Genomic DNA, 20,439 nt, shown 5'->3' with positions numbered 1-20,439 from the left:
GATCTAGGGTTTGTCCCAATTTTAGATGGGAGTCTAATTACCTTAAAGCTTGCTTTGGAAAACAAAAAAATAACCTCAATTTTACTGTTATAGTTTAAATCGAATCCCAGTTTTTAAATAGAAATTATTTTCTTCTGGCAATTCTAAAATGGTATTTTGAGAATCACCTCTAAACTCTATAGAATTATCAATCACATAACTCCCGTTAATGTAATATTCTAAATTCTTTGTGAACTTGTACTCGTACCGAAGTCCTCCAAGGACCAAACGTTGTCTTAAGAAATTAACTTTTTGAGGTCCATCTTCACCTTCAACAAAAACATCTCTCTGTAAATTAGTTCTAAAGCCATCTAATCTAACAATAAATTTTAATCTATTCTTTTCGGAGATATGGTATTGGATATTCATTTTAGGAACTCCTAATTTATAAGACCAATTTGAATGAAACTTACGATAGTAGCTTATAAAGGGTAAGATTGGAAATCCTCCATTAGCAGAAACGGAAATTCCTAAAATAAGCTGACGAGGTATTTCCTCTTTTTTCTTATCGTTTAAAAAAAACAAACCTCCAGAGATGAGTCCGTTATCTCTTATGGATAATTCCTTTACGGTTCCATTGGTACTAAAACCGGGTTGTATTTGAACTGCTATACGCCAATCTTTGTTAATCTTAGTGGTATATCCTAAATTAATATCTAATAACTGAAAGCGATCTAATCTATTGGCATCAAAACCAACAAGATCTTGATCTATATTAAAATCGATATAACTAAAATCTGCCCCTACCACAAAATAAGTGTCTTCCCTTAACTTTATAGGATAGTTAGCACTCCCTCTAAATCTATTAAAAGACGTTCCTGTCTTTTCTGCTCTTTCAGGTAAGCCCACATATTCTATACGTGCTAATTCTGAAATTTGCGCATGAACAAAACCGCTCATAAACAGTAAGATAAAGATCGATTTTTTAAAATCTAGAAGCATATAAATTAAGTATATTTTTTTGCAAGGGTTCCTATATTTAATCCTTGCTCAAGGATAGAAATAAATCTTGCTAATATTACGATAATAATTGTAATAATACCAAGGATTAGATAATTGATATTGGACTCTAATACGTGAATAGCGAGTCTTATCAAGACAAACAGAATCTGATTAAGTTTTTATTTGAAATTTCTTAGAACTCATTAAGCAACCTTAATAAGGTGTTTTGTTGACTGTCAATACGCTTATGGTAGTAGGAATTTCCATCTATTTGCTATGTATGTAATTAAAAGAACAGCAAAAGTAAAATAATATAGGATGACCAGAGCATAGTGGGTATTCTTAATTTCTTGTAATATACGCTTTCGCGAAAGCGAACTAAGCCTCAAGTTATTTTTGAAAGCAAATCAAGTTATTTGTCTTTTAATAGGTATAACCCCATTTTGATTTTCCAATAGGGCATTTGCTCTTCAAAGTAGGTAAAAAATGATTTTAAACTCGTAGCATCTTCTACTTCGTTTTGTGCCTTATTGATTTGATCGATTTCCTGTGTCGTGATAAATGGGTCAAAATCTATCTCCATACCGTCCTCACGTAATTTTAATATGTGATTATATATAGTGCTTAGGGTAAGATTTCGAGCTTCGGCAATCTCTTCTATAGAGAGTCCTTGTTCAATGTAGGAGCGTGTTTCTTCGTGAGTTTTGCCAACTTTTTGTTTTTTTGGTTTGGCGATATGAGCCTTGATTACGTTTAGAAAATCAGAAGCATATTTTTCAAGTTTTGCTTGTCCTACACCACTTATCGCAAGAAACTCAGCTTCTGTCGTGGGTTCTTGATCTTCCATATCTTTCAAACTGGCGTCACTAAAAATAATGTAAGCAGGCACGTTTTCGTCACGGGCAAGTTCATTACGCAACTCACGAAGTTTTTCAAATAAGGTGCCTTTTGGTTTTTTAGGTTTACGTTCTTTGGGAATTTCAACAATGGGCTGGACGAGATTTGCCAATTGTACGTTGTATCCGTTAAATAAGACATCATTTGCCAGTGGGGTAAGAAGGAGTCTTCCGCTTTCGCGAAAGCGTATTTCCAACAACCCCTGATTAATTATTTGAATGATATACTGTTGTAAATCTTTCCAGGCAATATCTTTAGCAGCGCCGAAGGTTTTGATATGTTGATACCCTTTGTCATATACGGCGGCATTCTGAGAACCTCGAAGGACATCTATGACCATTCCTAAAGGTTCTTGCTCTTTTAATCGAGCAATCCCTGAAAGTACTTTTTGTGCGATGACAGTACCATCAAAATATTCAGGGGTGTTTTTACAGATGTCACAATTCCCACAGTCTTCTAAGAGAAATTCTCCAAAGTAATTCAACAATACTTTTCGCCGACAACTTAAAGCTTCTGCATATTGTTGCATCCGGTCTAATTTTGCCGTTTGGTATTCGATATTTGCGCTGTTTTCTATAAACTTACGCAACTGTATGGTATCTGCATAACTGTAAAATAGGAGCGTGTGTGAAGGGAGTCCGTCTCTGCCTGCGCGACCAATTTCTTGATAATAGCCTTCTATGTTTTTAGGCATATTATAATGGATGACCCAGCGTACATTGCTCTTGTCAATACCCATCCCAAAGGCTATTGTCGCGACTATGATAGGTGTTTTGTCATTGATGAAGTCTTCCTGTATTTGTGCGCGTTCTTCGGAATTAATTCCTGCATGATATGCAGTAGCAGGATGATTTGCATCTCGTAATTTTTGAGCAAGTTGCTCTGTGCTTTTTCTGCTCAGACAATAAACAATACCACTCTCAAAAGGACGTCTATCCAAAAAAGAAAGAATTTGTTTTATTCTGTTTTGACCAGGTCGTACATCCAGAAATAGGTTAGGTCTATCAAAAGAGGCAACATACCGTTTTGCGTTTGGTATAGAAAGTTGCTCAGCAATATCATCTTGTGTAGAGGTGTCTGCTGTTGCGGTTAGTGCAACCAAAGGCGTTGAAGGATATCGTTTTTTAAGATAGCCTAGTTGGGTGTAGGCAGGTCTAAAATCATGTCCCCAAGATGAAATACAATGTGCCTCATCTATAGCAATTAAGCTGATATGTGCTTCTTGTAAAACATTGTCAAGTAATGACAAGCTTTCTGGTGCTACATAAATAAGATCCAGTTCGTCTTTTTGTAGGTCCTGAATTACTTTTTCTATTTCTTCTTGCGATTGTGTACTATTATAATAGGCCGCTTTGATACCGTTTGCTTTCAATGCATCTACTTGATCTTTCATTAATGCAATAAGCGGTGATATCACGAGAGCGGTACCTGGCAACGCCAATGCAGGAAGCTGAAAACACATGGATTTTCCGCCTCCAGTTGGCATGATGACTAAGGTATCTTTTCCTGAAATGATATCTTGAATAATCTCCAATTGGTTTTCACGAAAGTGATCATACCCAAAATGGGTTTTTAGAAGCGTATGTAAGGTGTCTTTTTCTGCAATCATATAGAATTGCAAGCTACTAAATCTGGAATGTAATTAATAAAATTATAGAGATAAATATGCGCTTTTTATTAGCAAAATGCTGTTTTAAACAGTCTGAAAGAAGCATTCAAAATAATTTGTTAACGAATCTCGATTTTGGTGGGAATTCAATTCTTATCTCGAGTTTTAACGTCTTTTACAGCAAAATAATTTTTTTGACAATGTTTCTGTCACGATCCTTTATAGATAAGAAATAAACGCCTGCTGCAAGATTTGAAAGATCCATAGTGTGTTCTTGATTTGTATTAAGAATACGTTGCGTTTTGATTATTTTTCCGTGGATATCAATTATACGGATATCTACTAGCTGCTCATTTCCTAAATAGGTAAAATGAATGGTGTTTGTTGCAGGATTTGGATACACCATGAGATCGTTAGAGACAAACTCTTCGATGTTTAGAGGGCTAGATCCTTCTAGGATCGTAATGGTTTGATTGGAATCTATATTTTCTAAACGATCAATCATACCGCTTAACCAGGTAACTTCAATATAATCAACAGCCGTGGCGTCTCCTAAACCAAAGAACTCAGCACTACTGTTCTGATTCATATAGCCTTCTCCACAAAGTGTATATCCATAATATACGTTGTCTCCAATACCTACTTTTATTCTGGAGCCGATTCCCATTCGATTACTGGTGGTTCCATCTAGTTTTATTTTGAGCCAATTGTTGTCTGTTGTGCTTGTATTATTCCATAAGGAGATAGGTTCACTATTGGCATTAATGACCACGATGTCTTGTAGCCCATCATTCTGAATATCACCGATGGCGTTTGAGTAGCTTATAAAATCGTCATTTTCGATACCCGTATTTGTGGCAATAGTATAATTACCTAAACCATCATTTATGTAAAGCGCTGATGATAATCTGCCGTCAACACCATTTACACTAGCACTTACATACAGATCTTTGTGAGTGTTATTGATGACATCTAAGCATACAGCACCCCAGCCAATGCTGTCAAATCGAGTTCCGTTATCTAAAGCAATGTTGCTAAAAGTACCATCGCCATTATTGATTAAATAGGCATTTCCTACGGTAACATCTTCTTCAAAAGGAGGGTAGAAATTGGTGACATAGATGTCTAACCAACCATCATTATTAAAATCATCGACTGTGGTAGACATCGCGCTCATATACAGGTTTGTGTTACTTTCTATACTTACATCTGTAAAGGTACCATCTCCATTATTCCTATAAAGGGTGTTTGGAGTAGTACACTTATCATTTGCGGTATAGATATCTTGATCTCCATCGTTATCATAATCGAAAAAGGAAGAACAAAAAGTAATATAGCCCGCTGTATCTATTCCTGCCTCAAGTGTTGTGTTTATAAAAGTTCCATCTCCATTCCCTTGAAAAAGCAAATTTCCTTGTTCCTGATTTGCATCTCTGACGCTAATAAAAACATCTAAATGACCATCGTTATTATAGTCTCCCCAAGAAGACCCCCAGTAAGGAAAAGTAACGCTGGGAAGTCCTGATGTGTCTGTGATATCTGTAAAGCTAGCATCTCCTTCATTTCTATATAACCAAAGATGTCCTAAATCACTAGTAGCAAAAAAGTCGTAATCTCCATCATTATCAAAATCGACCCAAATGACATGTCTTGCTTGAATGTTATTGCTTGAAATCCCTAAATTTATTTCTTCAAAAGTTCCTTCGACGTTTTTAAAAAACCGAAAATCACGCGTAGCTGATGCTGGCACTGTAATATCATCCCATCCATCCTGATCAAAATCAAAGAAAGAAATGCTAGGACCTAGTACACTAGTGCCATATACTGTTTGCTGATCAAAAAGTAGTGACTCATCATTTCTAAATTCGATCTGACTAAAACCTTGCTGAACAATAAGAATAAAAATGAATACGACTCTTTTCATACAAAAGCAATTTTAGGATCTTAAAGTACTAAAACTTTTTTTAAAACATAAAGGAACGAGTTGAGATCTCGATGAGATTTATCCCCCTACATTATTAGGATTGTATCCTAAATAAGGAACGTCGTATTCTTTAAAAGTAATACCATATTCTTCTAACTCTTTAAGAATAGGTGCATATACTTCTTTTCTGATAGGAAGTTGTACTCCAGGAGTCGTAATGTCTCCATTTAGAATCCGCAGTGTTGCCATAGCTACAGGAAGTCCTACCGTTCTAGCCATTGCTGTTTCTACCTGATCGTTCCCAATATTTACCATGGTCGCATCTATTTGTTTGCGTTCTCCATTGAGTTCATAACCAAATTTGTGATACATCACAATCATGTCCTTGTCTTCTGGTTCAAGAGTCCACTTATCTTCTAAGATACGTTGTAAGCATTTTGCAGGAGTTGCATTTTTAATTCCTAGTTTTTTGTCAGGATTAAAAATATCTAGTTCAACAAGTTTATCCCATAAGAGATCATCTTGATCTATTTTAAGTGAGTGACGTAGTTTTAACTCAACAGAATCTGTAGGAGAGTAGGGAAGAAATAGATTTAAAAAACTTCGATAACTCATATTCTCGGTTTCTTGAAGTGTATAACTATCATCTGTCATACCCATCATGACAAAAATATGCCATGCCTTAGAAAATCCTACTCGACGAATCGTACCACGATACAACGTAGCAATATTGTCCAAGCCGTATATGGATCTATATTTTAATGAATTTCTGTTTGCGTACCCCTCAAAACGACCATAGCCTTCTATTTCTAGAAACTCTGTACGTCTGAAAAGGCGTTGGTACGGAATATATTTATAAGCACCTTCTTGAATAAACTCTGCAGCGCCTCCTTGTCCTGCAAGTACGACGTTGCGCGGATTCCAAGTGAACTTGTAATTCCATAGATTAGTATCACTTTCTGGTGCTACAAGACCTCCTGTAAAACTTTCAAAAAGAATCATTTTACCACCCTTATCACGTATGCGATCTATGACTTGCATCGCGCTCATGTGGTCAATACCTGGATCAAGACCTATCTCATTCATAAAAATGAGCCCTTTTTCTTTAGCAGCTTTATCTAGCGCTTCCATTTCTTCAGAGATATAAGAAGCAGTGACCATAGATTTATTATAGGTAATACAATCACGAGCCACTTCTATATGAAACCGTGCAGGAAGCATAGAGATCACAATTGTTGCGTCTTGAATGGATTTTTCACGTTGCTCTTTGTTAAAAACATCGAGTATCATCGCTTTTCCTTTAGGATGATTACCTACTAATTTTTGCGCATTTTCTATAGAAATATCACCCACAATGATCTCTAAGTTTTCTGTAGCAGCTTTATCGAGTAAATAATTTATTAATTGAGAGGCTGATTTTCCAGCTCCTATTACTAAAATTGTTCTTGTAGACATATTTGGTTGTAAATTTGTGGAGTACGAATGTAGTTATTTGCTTACTTATATAACAAGTAATTTTATGAACAAACGACTTTTAATAACAGGAAGTATTTTAGGATTTTTAGGAGTAGTGATTGGAGCCTTTGGAGCGCACGGACTTGAAAAATTGGTAGATGCCGATGCTATTGCTACTTTTGAAACAGCCGTAAAATATCAGATATATCACGCATTATTGATGCTGTTGGTGGCTTCTTTCGCTTTAAGCGAAAAAACAAAAAAAGTGCTTCACATTCTTATTCTCGTAGGCGTTATATTATTTTCGGGATCCATCTATGGTCTTGCGACAAACGTACTCACAGGTTTTGATTTTACAACGATTGGATTTGTAACCCCTATAGGAGGAGCCTTGCTAATAACGGCTTGGGGAGTCCTTATTGTTAAATTCTTCCAAATGAAGAAATAGAAATAACATAAAAATAGGGCTAACTCTAAGGTATTTTTTACCTTTGTACTCTAAAAACAACACAACAAATACCATTTTTATGGCTTCTTACACTTCAGTTACGAAAACGATTTCGTTAAAACCCTACGGAATTGACAATGCAATCGCTCATTACCAACTAGAACCTCAAGAATTGCATGATATTTCTGTAAAGAATACTATGGGAAAAACAGCTTCTAGCGGAGCACTTGCGGTCAATACTGGTAAATTTACTGGGCGTTCACCTCTGGATCGCTTTATTGTAAAAGATGATAAGACCAAAGATTTAGTATGGTGGGGATCTATTAATATTCCTTTTGAGGCTGACGCTTTCGCGAAATTAAAAACAAAAGTGACAGACTATCTTTCTGACAAAGAACTTTATGTAAGAGATAGTTATGCCTGTGCAGATGATAAATATAGATTGAATATACGCGTGATTAACGAGTATCCTTGGTCAAATATGTTTGCCTATAATATGTTTTTGAGACCTACAGAGAAAGAGCTTGAAAACTTTACGCCAGAATGGACGATTCTCAATGCTCCTGGATTTCTTGCAGATCCAGAAGTAGATGGGACACGTCAATCTAATTTTGCTATATTAAGTTTTACAGAAAAAACAATTATAATCGGTGGGACAGGATATACAGGAGAAATCAAAAAAGGGATTTTTTCTGCATTAAACTTTATCCTTCCTGTAGAAAAAAATACCTTACCGATGCATTGCTCGGCCAATGTAGGTGAAAACGGAGAAACAGCTATCTTTTTTGGGCTTTCTGGAACTGGAAAAACAACACTCTCTGCAGATCCTAATCGTAAATTGATAGGAGATGACGAGCATGGTTGGACTGCAGAAAATACGATCTTCAATTTTGAAGGAGGATGTTATGCAAAAGTGATTAATCTTTCTGCCGAAAATGAACCTGATATTTATAATGCGATAAAGCCAGGAGCTATTTTGGAAAACGTCATTATGGATGAGGATGGGAACGTTGATTTTGCAAATACATCCATTACTCAAAATACGCGTGTAAGTTATCCTATTGATCACATCAATAATATCAAAGTGCCATCATTGGCAAAGAATCCTAAGAATATATTCTTCCTAACGGCAGATGCTTTTGGCGTACTGCCTCCCATCTCAAAATTAACACCTGGACAAGCAGCCTATCACTTTATAAGTGGGTATACTGCCAAAGTTGCTGGAACTGAAGCAGGGGTTACAGAACCACAACCTTCTTTTTCTGCTTGTTTTGGAGCTCCTTTTATGCCTTTACATCCTACAAAATACGCAGATATGTTAAGCAAGAAAATGCAAGAAGCAGGAGTGAATGTATGGTTGGTAAATACAGGTTGGACCGGAGGTCCTTACGGCGTTGGATCTCGTATGAAGCTCAAATACACAAGAGCGATGATCTCTGCCGCGATGAACGGAGAGTTACCGTCTGAAGTGACTCCAGAGAATTATCATATCCATTCTGTATTTGGAGTCGCACAACCGCGTACATGCCCAGGCGTACCTACAGAAGTGTTATCTCCTCGCGCTACTTGGAAAAATGACGAAGGATACTACACAACAGCACATAAACTAGCAAAATCATTCAAAGAAAACTTTAAAAAATTTGAATCGTATGCTAGTGAAGAAATTATGAACGGACAACCACCACTAGGATAGACGTTGATTATTTAAAATAAAAAGAGAATCTTATAAAAGCGGTTGTGTATGCAATCGCTTTTTGTTTTCTATAGTGCTCTTTTTGTCACCCAAGCACGATACCCAATAAGGGCAAGTTGCCATTTTTTTGCTTTGGCTAGATCGAGTCCTTTTTTAGAAAACGATGGGAGGACAGCCTTATTTAGTTTAGCTAAAATTTTGTAAAAAGTCATATAGTAAAAGTAAATAATAAGAAGGTACGATCTGATGAAACTGTTTTTAAATTGATTATTTTTAGAAAAAGTCATGTAGGTTCTATGCGTAAAAAAGTAAAAATCCTCTTTGTATTCATAGGTATATCATTAAGTGTTGTAGTAGTTTCTAACTACGCTATAGAGTCCTTTGCACATGGTAAAACCTATGATAAAGTTTCTACTATTGAAAAAAACAAGGTGGGTTTAGTATTAGGAACTTCAAAAATGCTACAAAATGGTCGAATCAATTTATATTTTAAGTATAGGATTGAAGCAACGGTAGCCTTATATAAAGCAGGTAAAATTGACTTTGTCTTGGTAAGTGGAGATAATAGTACTTCGTCTTATGATGAGCCAACAGATTTCAAAAATGAGCTTATAGAAAAAGGCATTCCTGAGCATAAAATATTCCTAGACTATGCGGGATTTAGAACACTAGATTCTGTGATACGAGCCAAAGAAATATTTGGACAAGAAAAAATTACGATTATCTCTCAAGAATTTCATAACGAACGTGCGATTTACCTTGCTGGAAAAAATGGCATAGAAGCTATTGGTTTTAATGCAACCGATGTTTCTGGTCGTTATGGAATCAAAGTACAGCTTCGGGAATACCTAGCAAGAACAAAAGTGTTTTTGGATATATTGTTCGGGGTAGAGCCTAAATTTTTAGGTAAGAAAATTGAAATTAAATGATAGTCGTCTCTGACCTAGACATAAGACCGCTTCGCCTTTAGACATAAGCGTAAGACTTGATTGTTAGTCACACGACAGCTAAGTAAATAAATATACTTTCTTTATCCCCTCCTAAGACACTAATGATTCATAATTCTTTAGTTAGAATATTTAAAATTTTTGCTCCCTTCTGGGTTGGGGAAACAAAAATTTGGGAATTAAAAAGACTAAATTTTTCAAGTTATTTTTACGGAAAGTGTATTTTATTTTGGGTCAAAAAATATCCAAAATAAAATACACAACCACCCCCGTTTAATTATAGAGCTTTCCTTCTTTTATTCACCAGATACACATCACCTATAATGACTAATGAAGCAAATAACTGTGTCATTGTAAATTTTTCTTATTAGAGTGTAACGGAAAGTATTTTTTATTTTGAATTGAAAAATTTTCAAAATAAAAAATACAACCACCCCGTTTAAACTAGGTAATTTTTTTTCTTTTATTCACCAGATACACACCACCAATAATAATGAGTGAAGCAAGAAATTGTAAAGCGTAAATTTTTCTAGTGGGTTTTTACGGAAAGTGTATTCTTATTTTGAATTAAAAAAATATCCAAAATAAAATACACAACCACCCCTTTCTAATTATATAGCTTTTCTTCTTTTATTTACAAGATATACACCTCCTATAATAATAAGCGAAGCAACAAATTGCCAAATTGTAAATTTCTCACCATCTAGTAATCCCCATGAGACGGAGATGATGGGCATTAGGTAGGTAACGGATGAGGCAAATACAGGATTGCTTATTTGTACTAATTTATTAAACATCACTTTCGCCATAGCCGTTCCAAAAAGGGCGAGTATCACAATGTAACCTATAGAGACTTGTACTTCAGGAGTGTTCAATGTAACTGTATTAAAAAAATCTGAATACATCAATAAAATAACAGCAGGCGGGATTAGAAAAATAAAGTTTCCCGTAGCAATCGCAATCGCAGAAATATCCTGCATATAGCGTTTAATAATATTGACATTGAGAGCATACATCACACTTGCACATACAACGAGTAAAGCATACCAGTAATTCTGATCAGGATTGATACTTGCTCCTATAAGGATAAGCGCTGTAGCGCCACTTAATCCTACTAAAACCCCTACTAATTGATGTTTTAAGAATGTAGTGCCGAATAGAACCAAGCCCAATAAAAGGGTAAGTAAAGGAACACTAGAGTTGAGTATAGCAGCAATAGCACTATCTATTTCTGTTTCAGCGTAGGCAAACAGAAATACGGGAAGTCCAGTACCTAAAATACCAGAAATAAGAATCCATTTCCATTCTTGTTTTTTGATGGTACGTACACTTTTCCAACCTATCAGTAATAAGAAAAATGCAGTAAATAAAATTCGTAAAGCACCGAGTTGGATAGGGGCGAGGCCTACAAGCCCCTTTTTTATAAGTATAAAAGAACTCCCCCAAATAATGGATAAAACAACAAGGTAAATCCATTTTAACGTACTGTTTTGCATTGCAAAATTTTAGGTACGCAAAGTTAGGGCAATTCGTTGGTAAGTTTACGAGTTTATGACTTTAAAAGTTGATTGTTCAGGGTAATTAGACGCAATGCCTTGTGAGTCAAGAAAGCGGTGGGTAACATGATTATGGTCTTTAAGCTTGATTTTGCTCGTGGGTATGCTTTCGCGAAAGCGTACTAATCTTTATTCTTCCAAGAAATAGTTTCCATAAGATGACGGATATCGTTTTTAAGATAGACGGCAGCAGGATAAATACTGTCGTAGTTTGGTTTTGCATTAAAATAAATAGAACCCGTGATAAAATGTTGTGTACTATCGGTTACATAAAATTGAGATTGAGAAGCGGCATTACCACGTACATCGTAAAACATCCCGTATACGTCTTGCTCTTTATTAATATACTTCTCTTCAATAATATCATCGGCTTTTATGACATGTTCATACGTGAGTTTTTGAGCATCTCTTAATAAAGCATTTATATTATTGTCTACTTTTCTATAGGTTAGAAATAAAGTGCCATCAAGTTCTGGATAATTGATGGTAGCAGAACAATCATCTTTAAAGTAGGCAGTACTTATATCATTTTTTTCAAAACTATAATCACAATCTGTAGTGGTAGTAACGTAGTTTGGTTTGGGATACGTAAGACTCAAAAAAGCTTCAGGTTTAGGCAAAACATCATCACCACAAGAAATAAAAAGTGTGCAACAGAGTAGTATATAGAAGTGAGAACGTAGGGTCAAGGCTGAATGGTAAATTTAATTTGTTTAATGCGCTTTTTGTCTATAGCTTCAACTGTAAACGTATATCTGTCGTATTTTATTACTTCATTTTTTTTAGGAAAACCTCCTGATACCTCTAGGATAAAACCAGCAATTGTTTCAGCCTCTCCTTTTTGAGTTTCAAATACACTATCATCTCCTAGATGTATAATACGGTAAAAATCTTTTAAAGATGTTTTTCCATCAAAAACATAATTGTAATCATCCATTTTGGTGTAAATAATATCTTCATCATCAAACTCGTCACTAATGTCTCCTACAATTTCTTCAATTATATCTTCTAAGGTAATAATACCACTAGTACCTCCGTATTCATCTACGACAATGGCAAGATGATTTTTCTTTTCTTTAAACTCGGCAAGTAAATCATCTAGTTTTTTGTTTTCAGGAACAAAATTAGGCTCTCTTAGTAAAGATGTCCAATCAAAATTTTTATCTGATAGATGTGGGAGTAAATCTTTTACATATAAAATACCAATAACGCTATCTACACTCTCATCATATACGGGAATACGAGAATATCCTTTGGTGGTTATCTGGTGTAATATAGAAGTATAAGCATCTTCTTTGTTAAGTGCAAATACATCCATACGAGGACGCATCACTTGTTTGGTGTCTGTATTCCCAAAAGCAACAATACCTTGTAATATTTTTTGCTCTTCTTTGGTGGTATCTCCGTCGGTTGTCAGCTCAAGCGCTTGAGAAAGCTGATCTATATTGAAACTTGATTTTTGATCTCCAAGCTTTTTGTGTATTTGTAATGTAATAAACCGCATAGGACCGCTCAAAGGAGTGAAGATAATATCCAAAAACCTAAGCGGGAATGCCATAAGGCTCGCAAATTTTTTGTTATTACGACTCGCATAGATTTTAGGTAAAATCTCGCCAAAGAGTAAAATCAAAAAGGTAACAATAACGATTTCTATGATAAATTTTACAGGAGCTCCAAAGATTGTAGCTTGTACATCCTTAAATAAAATCTCTCCAAGACTCGCAAAAAGCAATACAATCGCAATATTTATTGTATTATTTGCTACTAATATGGTCGCTAATAGTTTTTTTGGTTTTTGTAATAACCTTACGACCATTTTTAATCTAGGATTTTCTTGGTCTGCTGCTTCCTGCTCTTTTAAGTCTGTAAGTGTTAGTGAAAAAAAAGCAACTTCAGCACCACTTATGAGTGCAGAGCATGCAAGGAGTAGTATCAGTAAGATACTGCTTATGAGAATAGTACTGTTAAAAGCTAATACTATAAATAAGGATAAGGGTTCGGGGTCAGGATCCAATCGTCTTTAAATTCGTTATACGTAGTTTTAAAATGGGAGATCATCTACATCTTCAGCAGAACTCGTCTGTGATGGTGTAGGTTGAGGTGTTTGCGTAGGCTGTGCTGACGGTGTAGAAGTGTTATTAGGTTGTTGGCCTTCTCCTTTAGGCGTGAGAAACGTAAAATCTATACATTGTATTTCAGTACTGTAACGCTCCATACCTTTGTCATCAGTCCATTTGCGCGTTTTTAAACGACCTTCTATATATACCTTATCTCCTTTTTTGAGATACTTTTCACATATTTCGGCAGCTTTATTTCGAACAACGATGTTATGCCACTCCGTATTACTCACCCGTTCTCCAGTAGTTCGATTGGTATATTCTTCATTGGTAGCCAGCGGGAAACGCCCTATACTATTACCTCCTTCAAAGTAATGCATTTTTACTTCGTCTCCTGTATGTCCTATTAGAATTACCTTATTAACTGTTCCTGCCATAGTGTCAAATATAAGAAAATATTAGGCTGTAATCTATAAACGTAAAGATAAGAATAGATATTAAAAGACTTTTAGTTCTATGGCAAAGAAGTGTTTTATAAAAGTTCACTTCATTTAAAACCAAAAAGGAAGATCCCTTATAGAATTATCTAAAAGAGATCTTACAAAACTAAGCAAGTTAAATGCGGTAAAGCGGAGAGAGGTGTTTAGATAATCTCTATCTCTTTATTATAAGTAGTAGATCCATCTTTTACTTTAATACTATAACTTCCCTTGTATGCTTTTGTAAAATTAAATGATTTCTGAATGGTCTGATCGTTATTGATTGTTTCAAAAAAAACGATGCGTCCTAAGCCATCTCTAATAATAATTTCTACGGGATTTAAGTCCAAGTTTAAAAGATTTATAGAAACTTTCTCATCTTTCTTACGGATAACCATATCACTATCAATAGTTGATGTAATTGGTTTTTTCTCATCTATAAATGTTTCAGATCCTGTTGCATTTACATACACACTTGTTGTTAAAAGCACAAGAAGCAATACTGATTTTAATGTGGTTTTCATACTATTTCGATTTTAAAGATTGATAACTAAATAATTATGATACAAACATACACTCAGAATACGTTAGTTGCTATTACAATATGTTCAGATTAATGTTCTAAATTAACTTCAATATTACACCTGAATATCATTTATGTTAATTTAGCATAGATTTACGGTAAATTTCTAACGATTTATAACCAGAAGCGTTTTTAACTTTAACCAGAAAAACCCCCGACATGCTTTTACAAAAACCTACATTAGAAACTATCACTCCCAATTTTGGCAATTCGTTTACCTATCAAAAATTTGACAAGGAAAATAGAAATGATAATACGGTATGGCATTACCACCCTGAGTTAGAACTTGTCTATGTGAATGGGGGAACGGGCAGGCGGTTAGTAGGGAGTAATCTTTCTTATTATACTTGGGGAACATTAATACTAGTAGGGAGTAATCTCCCACATTGTGGTTTTACAGACCATCAAACAAACAACAAGTTTGAAACTGTGATACAAATGAAAGCTAACTTTCTTGGAGATGACTTTTTTGATATTCCGGAAATGGCTCCTATTAAAAAGCTTTTACAAGTTTCAAAACGAGGTATCGTGTTTTCTGGAGACACCAAGACAGAGGTAGGGGCTCTCATGGAAGAAATGGAACATGAAACCGATTTTGAGCGATTAGTTTCTTACTTGAGTATCCTTAATAGGCTTGCGATTACAAAAGAGTTTAGAATTTTAAATGCAGATGGCTTTGCCTTATTATCCAATGTACAGGATAATGACCGTATCAATTTAGTCTTTAATCATGTAAAGACTCATTTTAAAGAAGAGATTACCTTAGAAGAAATAGCAGCATTAACGCACATGACCGTTCCTTCTTTTTGCCGTTATTTTAAAAAGATTACCAATAAAACATTTACTCAGTTTGTAAATGAATATCGTTTGGTACACGCATCTAAGTTGCTCTCAGAACATGCCATTAGTATCACAGAAGTATGTTTTGAAAGTGGATTTAATAATTTCTCACATTTTAATAAAAGGTTTAAAGCATTTACAGGTCAAAACCCATCAGCATACAGAAAACAGATTAAAACGATCCTAGATTAAACCTATTTCTTCTATAAAATTAGAAATAAGCACAGGAACTGGATAGGATCTCAGGGTTGTAATTTCAATCGCATCTTCTTGAAGTTGTTCTACATCGATAATCCAAAATATAGTATGCAAATGTTGATGAGATAATTTATGCACAATAGGCGTTTCATTATATTGAGACGCATTTTTTATCGTGTAAGAAGCTGTTTCTTTTAGAAAGGGTTCGCTTTCGCGAAAGCGTACACCGTCAAACTCCCCTTCAATTAATGGAAATTGATACAGCCCTTCCCAAATTCCTTTTCCTGTACGACGCTGTATGATTGTTTTATGATCTGTAGATCTGAACACCAAATAATGTAAATACCGATTTTTAACTTTTGTTTTTTTGAGTTTTACAGGAAGTGTGTCAATTTTATTTTTTTGTAAAGCCACACAAGAGTCATTAAAAACACAATGTAAACAATACGGATTTTGAGGCTTACATTGTATGGCTCCAAATTCCATAATAGCTTGATTAAAGTTTGCTGGTTGGTCTTTGTCAATAAGTTCTTGAGCAAGTTCCTTAAACTCTTTAATGCCTTGTGTGCTATTAATAGGAGTGTCAATACCAAAAAGGCGAGACAACACTCTGTACACATTACCATCTACCACAGCAGTAGGCTCCTGAAAACTGATACTGGCTATGGCACTAGCTGTATAATCACCAACACCTTTTAATTTTAATAACTCTTTATACGTGTTTGGGAAAACTCCATTAAGATCTTCTACAATGTACTTTGCAGCTGTGTGTAAATTTCTGCCACGAGAATAATAGCCTAATCCTTGCCATAATTTCAAAACTTCTTCTTCAGAAGCATTTGCTAGATCTTTTACGGTGGGAAATGCCTCTGTAAACTTTAAATAATAGGGCAAACCTTGCGCTACTCTAGTTTGTTGAAGAATGATCTCTGATAGCCAAATACGATAAGGATCTGTGGTTTTTCTCCAAGGCATTTCACGCTTGTTTTCTAGATACCACGATATGAGTTTATTAGATATATTCAATTGAAAATAAAGGTTTTTGCTAATTTATATACTTATCTTCTTATAATTTAAAAGATTATGCTTGAAAGTTTGAATTTATAATGCTTATATTTGCGAACTTGAAAAGTTTAACCCCTAAACAATTATTAAAATGACAAAAGCTGATATTGTAGCAAAGGTATCTGAAAAACTAGGTATCGAAAAGAATGACGTACAAGCAACTATCGAATCATTTATGAGTGAAGTTAAAACCTCTTTAGAAGGTGGAGACAACGTTTATTTAAGAGGATTTGGTAGCTTTATTATCAAGACAAGAGCTGAAAAAACTGGTAGAAACATTTCTAAGAATACGACTATCAAAATTCCAGCGCATAACATACCTGCGTTCAAACCTGCAAAAGTATTTGTAGAAGGTGTAAAGACGAACGTTGCAGTATAATTTAAATAACTTATTAAAAGAATCATTTTATGCCAAGTGGTAAAAAAAGAAAAAGACACAAGGTAGCAACGCACAAACGTAAAAAAAGACGTAGAGCAAACCGTCACAAAAAGAAAAAGTAGTCTTAGACTACTTTTTCTTTTGAATTATACATATACCATTCGTAATCTATTTATGTAGATTTTTAAATACGTGTGCATAAAATGGCTTCACTTAATTTTGCATGGCATTAGCTATGATATAAAAACTATAAAGTGATTGTCTTTCTTAAGTTCATCTTTTTTGGATGGTGATAACCTATGTATAATTCATAGTTCTTTGACATCGTAACACAAAAGCCTTACACCTTGAGGACTTTACGTTACACCGTATTTATTACATTTTGTATACATACGTATACGTTAGCACACCTGTGATAAATTATTGTATAATCCATTTGTTACGCATATAGCGTGATGGATAAAAATTACTAAAGAGTGAATAAAGAATTAGTTATTAGATCTAGTTCCTCGGCAGTTGATTTTGCCTTATTAAAAGATGGAAGACTTATAGAACTTCACAAAGAAGAAGACGGAAATAAATTTAATGTTGGTGATATTTATATTGCAAATATTAGAAAAACAGTTTCTGGATTAAATGCTGCATTTGTTAATGTAGGTTATGAAAAAGATGCTTTTTTGCATTATCATGATTTAGGTCCAAAACTTCCTACACTTCTAAGTTACATAAAACGTGTAAGCACAGGTAAATTAAAAGATTATTCTTTAAACAACTTTCCTTTTGAAAAAGACATAGACAAAAACGGTAAAATTACCGATGTCTTAAAACAAAAACAAAGTGTATTAGTACAAATCGCCAAAGAACCTATTTCTACAAAAGGTCCTAGAATAAGCAGTGAGCTTTCTATAGCTGGTAGATATATTGTTCTCGTGCCTTTTTCTGATAGAATTTCTATTTCACAAAAGATAGAAAGCAATGAAGAAAAAGCACGTCTTAAACGATTAGTACAAAGCATACGTCCTAAAGGATTTGGTGTGATAGTACGCACAGTTGCACAAGGAGTAATGGTCGCCGAACTAGACAAAGACCTACAAAATTTGGTAGACAAATGGGCTACCATGAGTAAAAAAATTCAAGGCGCACATCATCCTAGTAAGATACTTGGTGAAATGAACCGAGCATCTTCTATACTCAGAGATATCTTTAATGATAGCTTTACGGGAATAACCGTAGATGATGAAACGCTTTATTATCAAATAAAAGACTACGTAAGCGAGATCGCTCCTAAAAAAGAGAGTATCGTAAAACTATACAAGAGTCCAACTCCAATTTTTGAAAAATTCGGAATAGAAAGACAGATTAAAACATCTTTCGGAAAAACCGTATCAATGAGTAAAGGAGCATATCTTGTTATAGAACATACAGAAGCCCTACATGTTGTTGATGTAAATAGTGGTAACAGATCAAATAAAGCAAAGAATCAAGAAGATACTGCGCTGGAAGTAAATATGATCGCCGCTTCAGAAATGGCACGACAGTTAAGTCTCCGAGATATGGGAGGAATTATTGTTGTCGATTTTATAGACATGAACAATGCAGACAATCGTAGGAAACTCTTTAATCATCTTAAAGAAGAGATGAAAGATGATCGCGCAAAACACAAAATATTACCGCCTAGTAAATTTGGTTTAATTCAAATCACCAGGCAGCGAGTACGACCAGAAATGAATATCAAAACCCGAGAAGAAGATCCAAATGGAACTGACGGAGAGATAGAAGCACCTATTGTTATGGTGCAAAAATTAGAAGGTAAACTTGACAAAATTCTTAAAAGTGGCAAAAGTAAAGTGACGCTTCATGCGCACCCATTTGTTGCAGCTTTCCTAACCAAAGGATTTCCATCTATTCGTTCTAAATGGTTTTTAGAACACAAAAAATGGGTAAAAATTATACCCAGAGACGCTTACACGTATCTTGAATACCGCTTTACAGATAAAAGTGGTGAGGAAATTAAAATATAGAATTTAAAACCCCGTTCCTGAAAAGGAACGGGGTTTTTTTGTGCTTAAAAATGAAGCTGTAATAGGAAAGTAAATAGTAACTTTATCCCGTGTTAAAACCCATAAAAACATACACCATAGAAGAGGCAAAACGTGCCCTAGAGCGTTATTGTGTCTACCAAGACCGTTGTCATCAAGAAGTACGCAAAAAGCTCTTAGAAATGCGTATGATACCCGATGCGATAGATATCGTGATAGGACATCTGATCGAACATAATTTTTTAAACGAAGAACGCTTTGCAAAAGCCTATGTGCGTGGAAAGTTCAATCATAAATCTTGGGGAAAACAACGCATTGTAAGAGAATTAAAACAGCGACAGATTTCTGCTTATAATATTAAAACAGCGCTGTTAGAAATCTCTGAAGAAGAGTATATAAGCACGTTTAATACGCTTTCGCGAAAGCGTATACAGCAACTTTCCAAAGAAAAAGACAAATACAAGAAAAGAAAAAAACTAGCCGATTATTTACTTTATAGAGGCTGGGAAGGAGATTGGGTGTATGAAAAAGCAAAGGAATTAGTTCCGTAATAATTCTATTTTTAGTCTCAACTAAAATAAGTTTTTTATAACCCAACATAATTAATTTACTTTTGCCGTATGTATACGAGAGCAGAAGAAAATTATCTTAAATGTATCTTTCATTTAGAGCAGGAACAAAAAGGAGCTATTGCCACCAATGCCATTGCCCAAATGATGAACACCAAAGCATCATCTGCCACAGATATGATACAACGTCTCGCAGATAAAGAGCTCGTTGCCTATCGTAGATATAAAGGAACCTCACTTACAAAAGAAGGTGTCGCCGTCGCCGTCGCCGTAGTGCGTAAACATAGGCTTTGGGAAGTTTTTTTAGTAGAAAAACTCAACTTTCAATGGGATGAAGTTCATGAGATTGCAGAGCAGTTAGAGCATATTCAGTCTGAAGAATTAATTACACGTCTCGACAAATTTTTAGACCACCCAGACTACGACCCGCACGGAGATCCTATACCCGATAAAGACGGAAACATTAAGAAAACAGAAAAGAAAGTACTTTCAGATATGAGTAAAAACCAGCAAGGAATTCTGGTGGGCGTTCGAGAGACTAGTGGAGAATTTTTGCAGTATCTAGATAAGCGTAAAATTGCCATTGGGTCAAAAATAAAAGTGCTAGGAATAGAATTTTTTGACGGCTCTATGATTATTCAAGTTAAAGAAGAACAATTTTTTATTTCAAAAAAAATTGCTGAAAATTTATATATCCAAGTTTTACATAAAAATCAATAA

Annotated in this window: 19 protein-coding genes; 8 read left to right on the top strand and 11 right to left on the bottom strand. The window is 34.8% G+C overall.

Features of this window, described 5'->3' with window-relative positions; genetic code table 11:
* Positions 1 to 87 precede the first annotated feature (87 nt).
* From Q0505_RS21335 to Q0505_RS21320, 4 genes are all read right to left on the bottom strand, one after another.
* Entirely contained in the window at positions 88 to 981 is an 894-nt protein-coding gene (locus Q0505_RS21335) for a DUF6268 family outer membrane beta-barrel protein (RefSeq protein ID WP_299217733.1), read from the bottom strand.
* Positions 982 to 1,393: 412 nt separating this feature from the next.
* Entirely contained in the window at positions 1,394 to 3,487 is a 2,094-nt protein-coding gene (recQ, locus tag Q0505_RS21330; protein ID WP_299217731.1) for a DNA helicase RecQ, read from the bottom strand.
* A 175-nt stretch (positions 3,488 to 3,662) separates the two neighbouring features.
* Complete coding sequence (locus Q0505_RS21325) at positions 3,663 to 5,411, bottom strand: FG-GAP-like repeat-containing protein (RefSeq protein WP_299217729.1); 1,749 nt, start codon at positions 5,409 to 5,411, stop codon at positions 3,663 to 3,665.
* 78 nt (positions 5,412 to 5,489) lie between these two features.
* Positions 5,490 to 6,866 (bottom strand): saccharopine dehydrogenase C-terminal domain-containing protein, encoded by a 1,377-nt coding sequence (locus tag Q0505_RS21320; protein WP_299217727.1) that lies wholly within the window; start codon positions 6,864 to 6,866, stop codon positions 5,490 to 5,492.
* A 64-nt stretch (positions 6,867 to 6,930) separates the two neighbouring features.
* On the opposite strand from Q0505_RS21320, the gene Q0505_RS21315 reads away from it, so the two are divergent.
* Both Q0505_RS21315 and pckA read left to right on the top strand, forming a co-directional pair.
* A complete protein-coding gene (locus tag Q0505_RS21315; protein WP_299217725.1) occupies positions 6,931 to 7,314 on the top strand; it encodes a DUF423 domain-containing protein in 384 nt (127 codons plus the stop codon).
* Between the two features lie 79 nt (positions 7,315 to 7,393).
* Positions 7,394 to 9,007 (top strand): phosphoenolpyruvate carboxykinase (ATP), encoded by a 1,614-nt coding sequence (gene pckA / locus Q0505_RS21310; RefSeq protein WP_299217722.1) that lies wholly within the window; start codon positions 7,394 to 7,396, stop codon positions 9,005 to 9,007.
* Positions 9,008 to 9,075: 68 nt separating this feature from the next.
* On the opposite strand, the gene Q0505_RS21305 is transcribed toward pckA, so the two are convergent.
* Positions 9,076 to 9,219 carry an SsrA-binding protein gene (locus Q0505_RS21305; RefSeq protein WP_299217719.1) on the bottom strand — a complete coding sequence of 48 codons (144 nt, stop codon included), beginning with the start codon at positions 9,217 to 9,219 and terminating at the stop codon, positions 9,076 to 9,078.
* Positions 9,220 to 9,303: 84 nt separating this feature from the next.
* Between Q0505_RS21305 and Q0505_RS21300 the strand changes: the two genes are divergently transcribed.
* Positions 9,304 to 9,936, top strand: a complete 633-nt coding sequence (locus tag Q0505_RS21300) for an ElyC/SanA/YdcF family protein (RefSeq protein WP_299217717.1) — start codon at positions 9,304 to 9,306, stop codon at positions 9,934 to 9,936.
* A gap of 629 nt (positions 9,937 to 10,565) precedes the next feature.
* Here Q0505_RS21300 and Q0505_RS21295 read toward each other — a convergent pair.
* The 5 genes from Q0505_RS21295 to Q0505_RS21275 form a co-directional block, all read right to left on the bottom strand.
* Positions 10,566 to 11,450: a DMT family transporter gene (locus Q0505_RS21295; RefSeq protein ID WP_299217715.1), complete on the bottom strand. Its 885-nt coding sequence runs from the start codon at positions 11,448 to 11,450 to the stop codon at positions 10,566 to 10,568.
* Between the two features lie 182 nt (positions 11,451 to 11,632).
* Positions 11,633 to 12,175 (bottom strand): gliding motility lipoprotein GldD, encoded by a 543-nt coding sequence (gene gldD / locus Q0505_RS21290; RefSeq protein ID WP_299217760.1) that lies wholly within the window; start codon positions 12,173 to 12,175, stop codon positions 11,633 to 11,635.
* Positions 12,176 to 12,195: 20 nt separating this feature from the next.
* On the bottom strand, positions 12,196 to 13,524 hold the full coding sequence (locus Q0505_RS21285; RefSeq protein ID WP_299217712.1) for a gliding motility-associated protein GldE: 1,329 nt from the start codon (positions 13,522 to 13,524) through the stop codon (positions 12,196 to 12,198).
* Positions 13,525 to 13,551: 27 nt separating this feature from the next.
* Positions 13,552 to 14,004, bottom strand: a complete 453-nt coding sequence (gene ssb / locus Q0505_RS21280; RefSeq protein ID WP_299217710.1) for a single-stranded DNA-binding protein — start codon at positions 14,002 to 14,004, stop codon at positions 13,552 to 13,554.
* 206 nt (positions 14,005 to 14,210) lie between these two features.
* Positions 14,211 to 14,570 (bottom strand): hypothetical protein, encoded by a 360-nt coding sequence (locus Q0505_RS21275; RefSeq protein WP_299217708.1) that lies wholly within the window; start codon positions 14,568 to 14,570, stop codon positions 14,211 to 14,213.
* 218 nt (positions 14,571 to 14,788) lie between these two features.
* Here Q0505_RS21275 and Q0505_RS21270 point away from each other — a divergent pair, with 218 nt between their 5' ends.
* On the top strand, positions 14,789 to 15,661 hold the full coding sequence (locus tag Q0505_RS21270; protein ID WP_299217705.1) for an AraC family transcriptional regulator: 873 nt from the start codon (positions 14,789 to 14,791) through the stop codon (positions 15,659 to 15,661).
* Here Q0505_RS21270 and mutY read toward each other — a convergent pair.
* On the bottom strand, positions 15,653 to 16,693 hold the full coding sequence (mutY, locus tag Q0505_RS21265) for an A/G-specific adenine glycosylase (RefSeq protein ID WP_299217702.1): 1,041 nt from the start codon (positions 16,691 to 16,693) through the stop codon (positions 15,653 to 15,655). The two genes, Q0505_RS21270 and mutY, sit on opposite strands and share 9 nt — an antisense overlap.
* Before the next feature lie 130 nt (positions 16,694 to 16,823).
* On the opposite strand from mutY, the gene Q0505_RS21260 reads away from it, so the two are divergent.
* From Q0505_RS21260 to Q0505_RS21245, 4 genes are all read left to right on the top strand, one after another.
* Positions 16,824 to 17,111 (top strand): HU family DNA-binding protein, encoded by a 288-nt coding sequence (locus Q0505_RS21260; RefSeq protein WP_089370712.1) that lies wholly within the window; start codon positions 16,824 to 16,826, stop codon positions 17,109 to 17,111.
* Between the two features lie 476 nt (positions 17,112 to 17,587).
* Positions 17,588 to 19,132, top strand: a complete 1,545-nt coding sequence (locus Q0505_RS21255; RefSeq protein WP_299217690.1) for a ribonuclease E/G — start codon at positions 17,588 to 17,590, stop codon at positions 19,130 to 19,132.
* A gap of 89 nt (positions 19,133 to 19,221) precedes the next feature.
* Entirely contained in the window at positions 19,222 to 19,701 is a 480-nt protein-coding gene (locus Q0505_RS21250) for a regulatory protein RecX (RefSeq protein WP_299217688.1), read from the top strand.
* 69 nt (positions 19,702 to 19,770) lie between these two features.
* The gene (locus Q0505_RS21245) at positions 19,771 to 20,439 is read left to right on the top strand and encodes a metal-dependent transcriptional regulator (protein ID WP_299217685.1); all 669 of its coding nucleotides are present in this window, start codon (positions 19,771 to 19,773) and stop codon (positions 20,437 to 20,439) included.

The organism is uncultured Dokdonia sp., from assembly GCF_937910895.1.
Taxonomy (GTDB): Bacteria; Bacteroidota; Bacteroidia; order Flavobacteriales; family Flavobacteriaceae; genus Dokdonia.
This window is presented reverse-complemented; position numbering and strand designations above follow the sequence as displayed.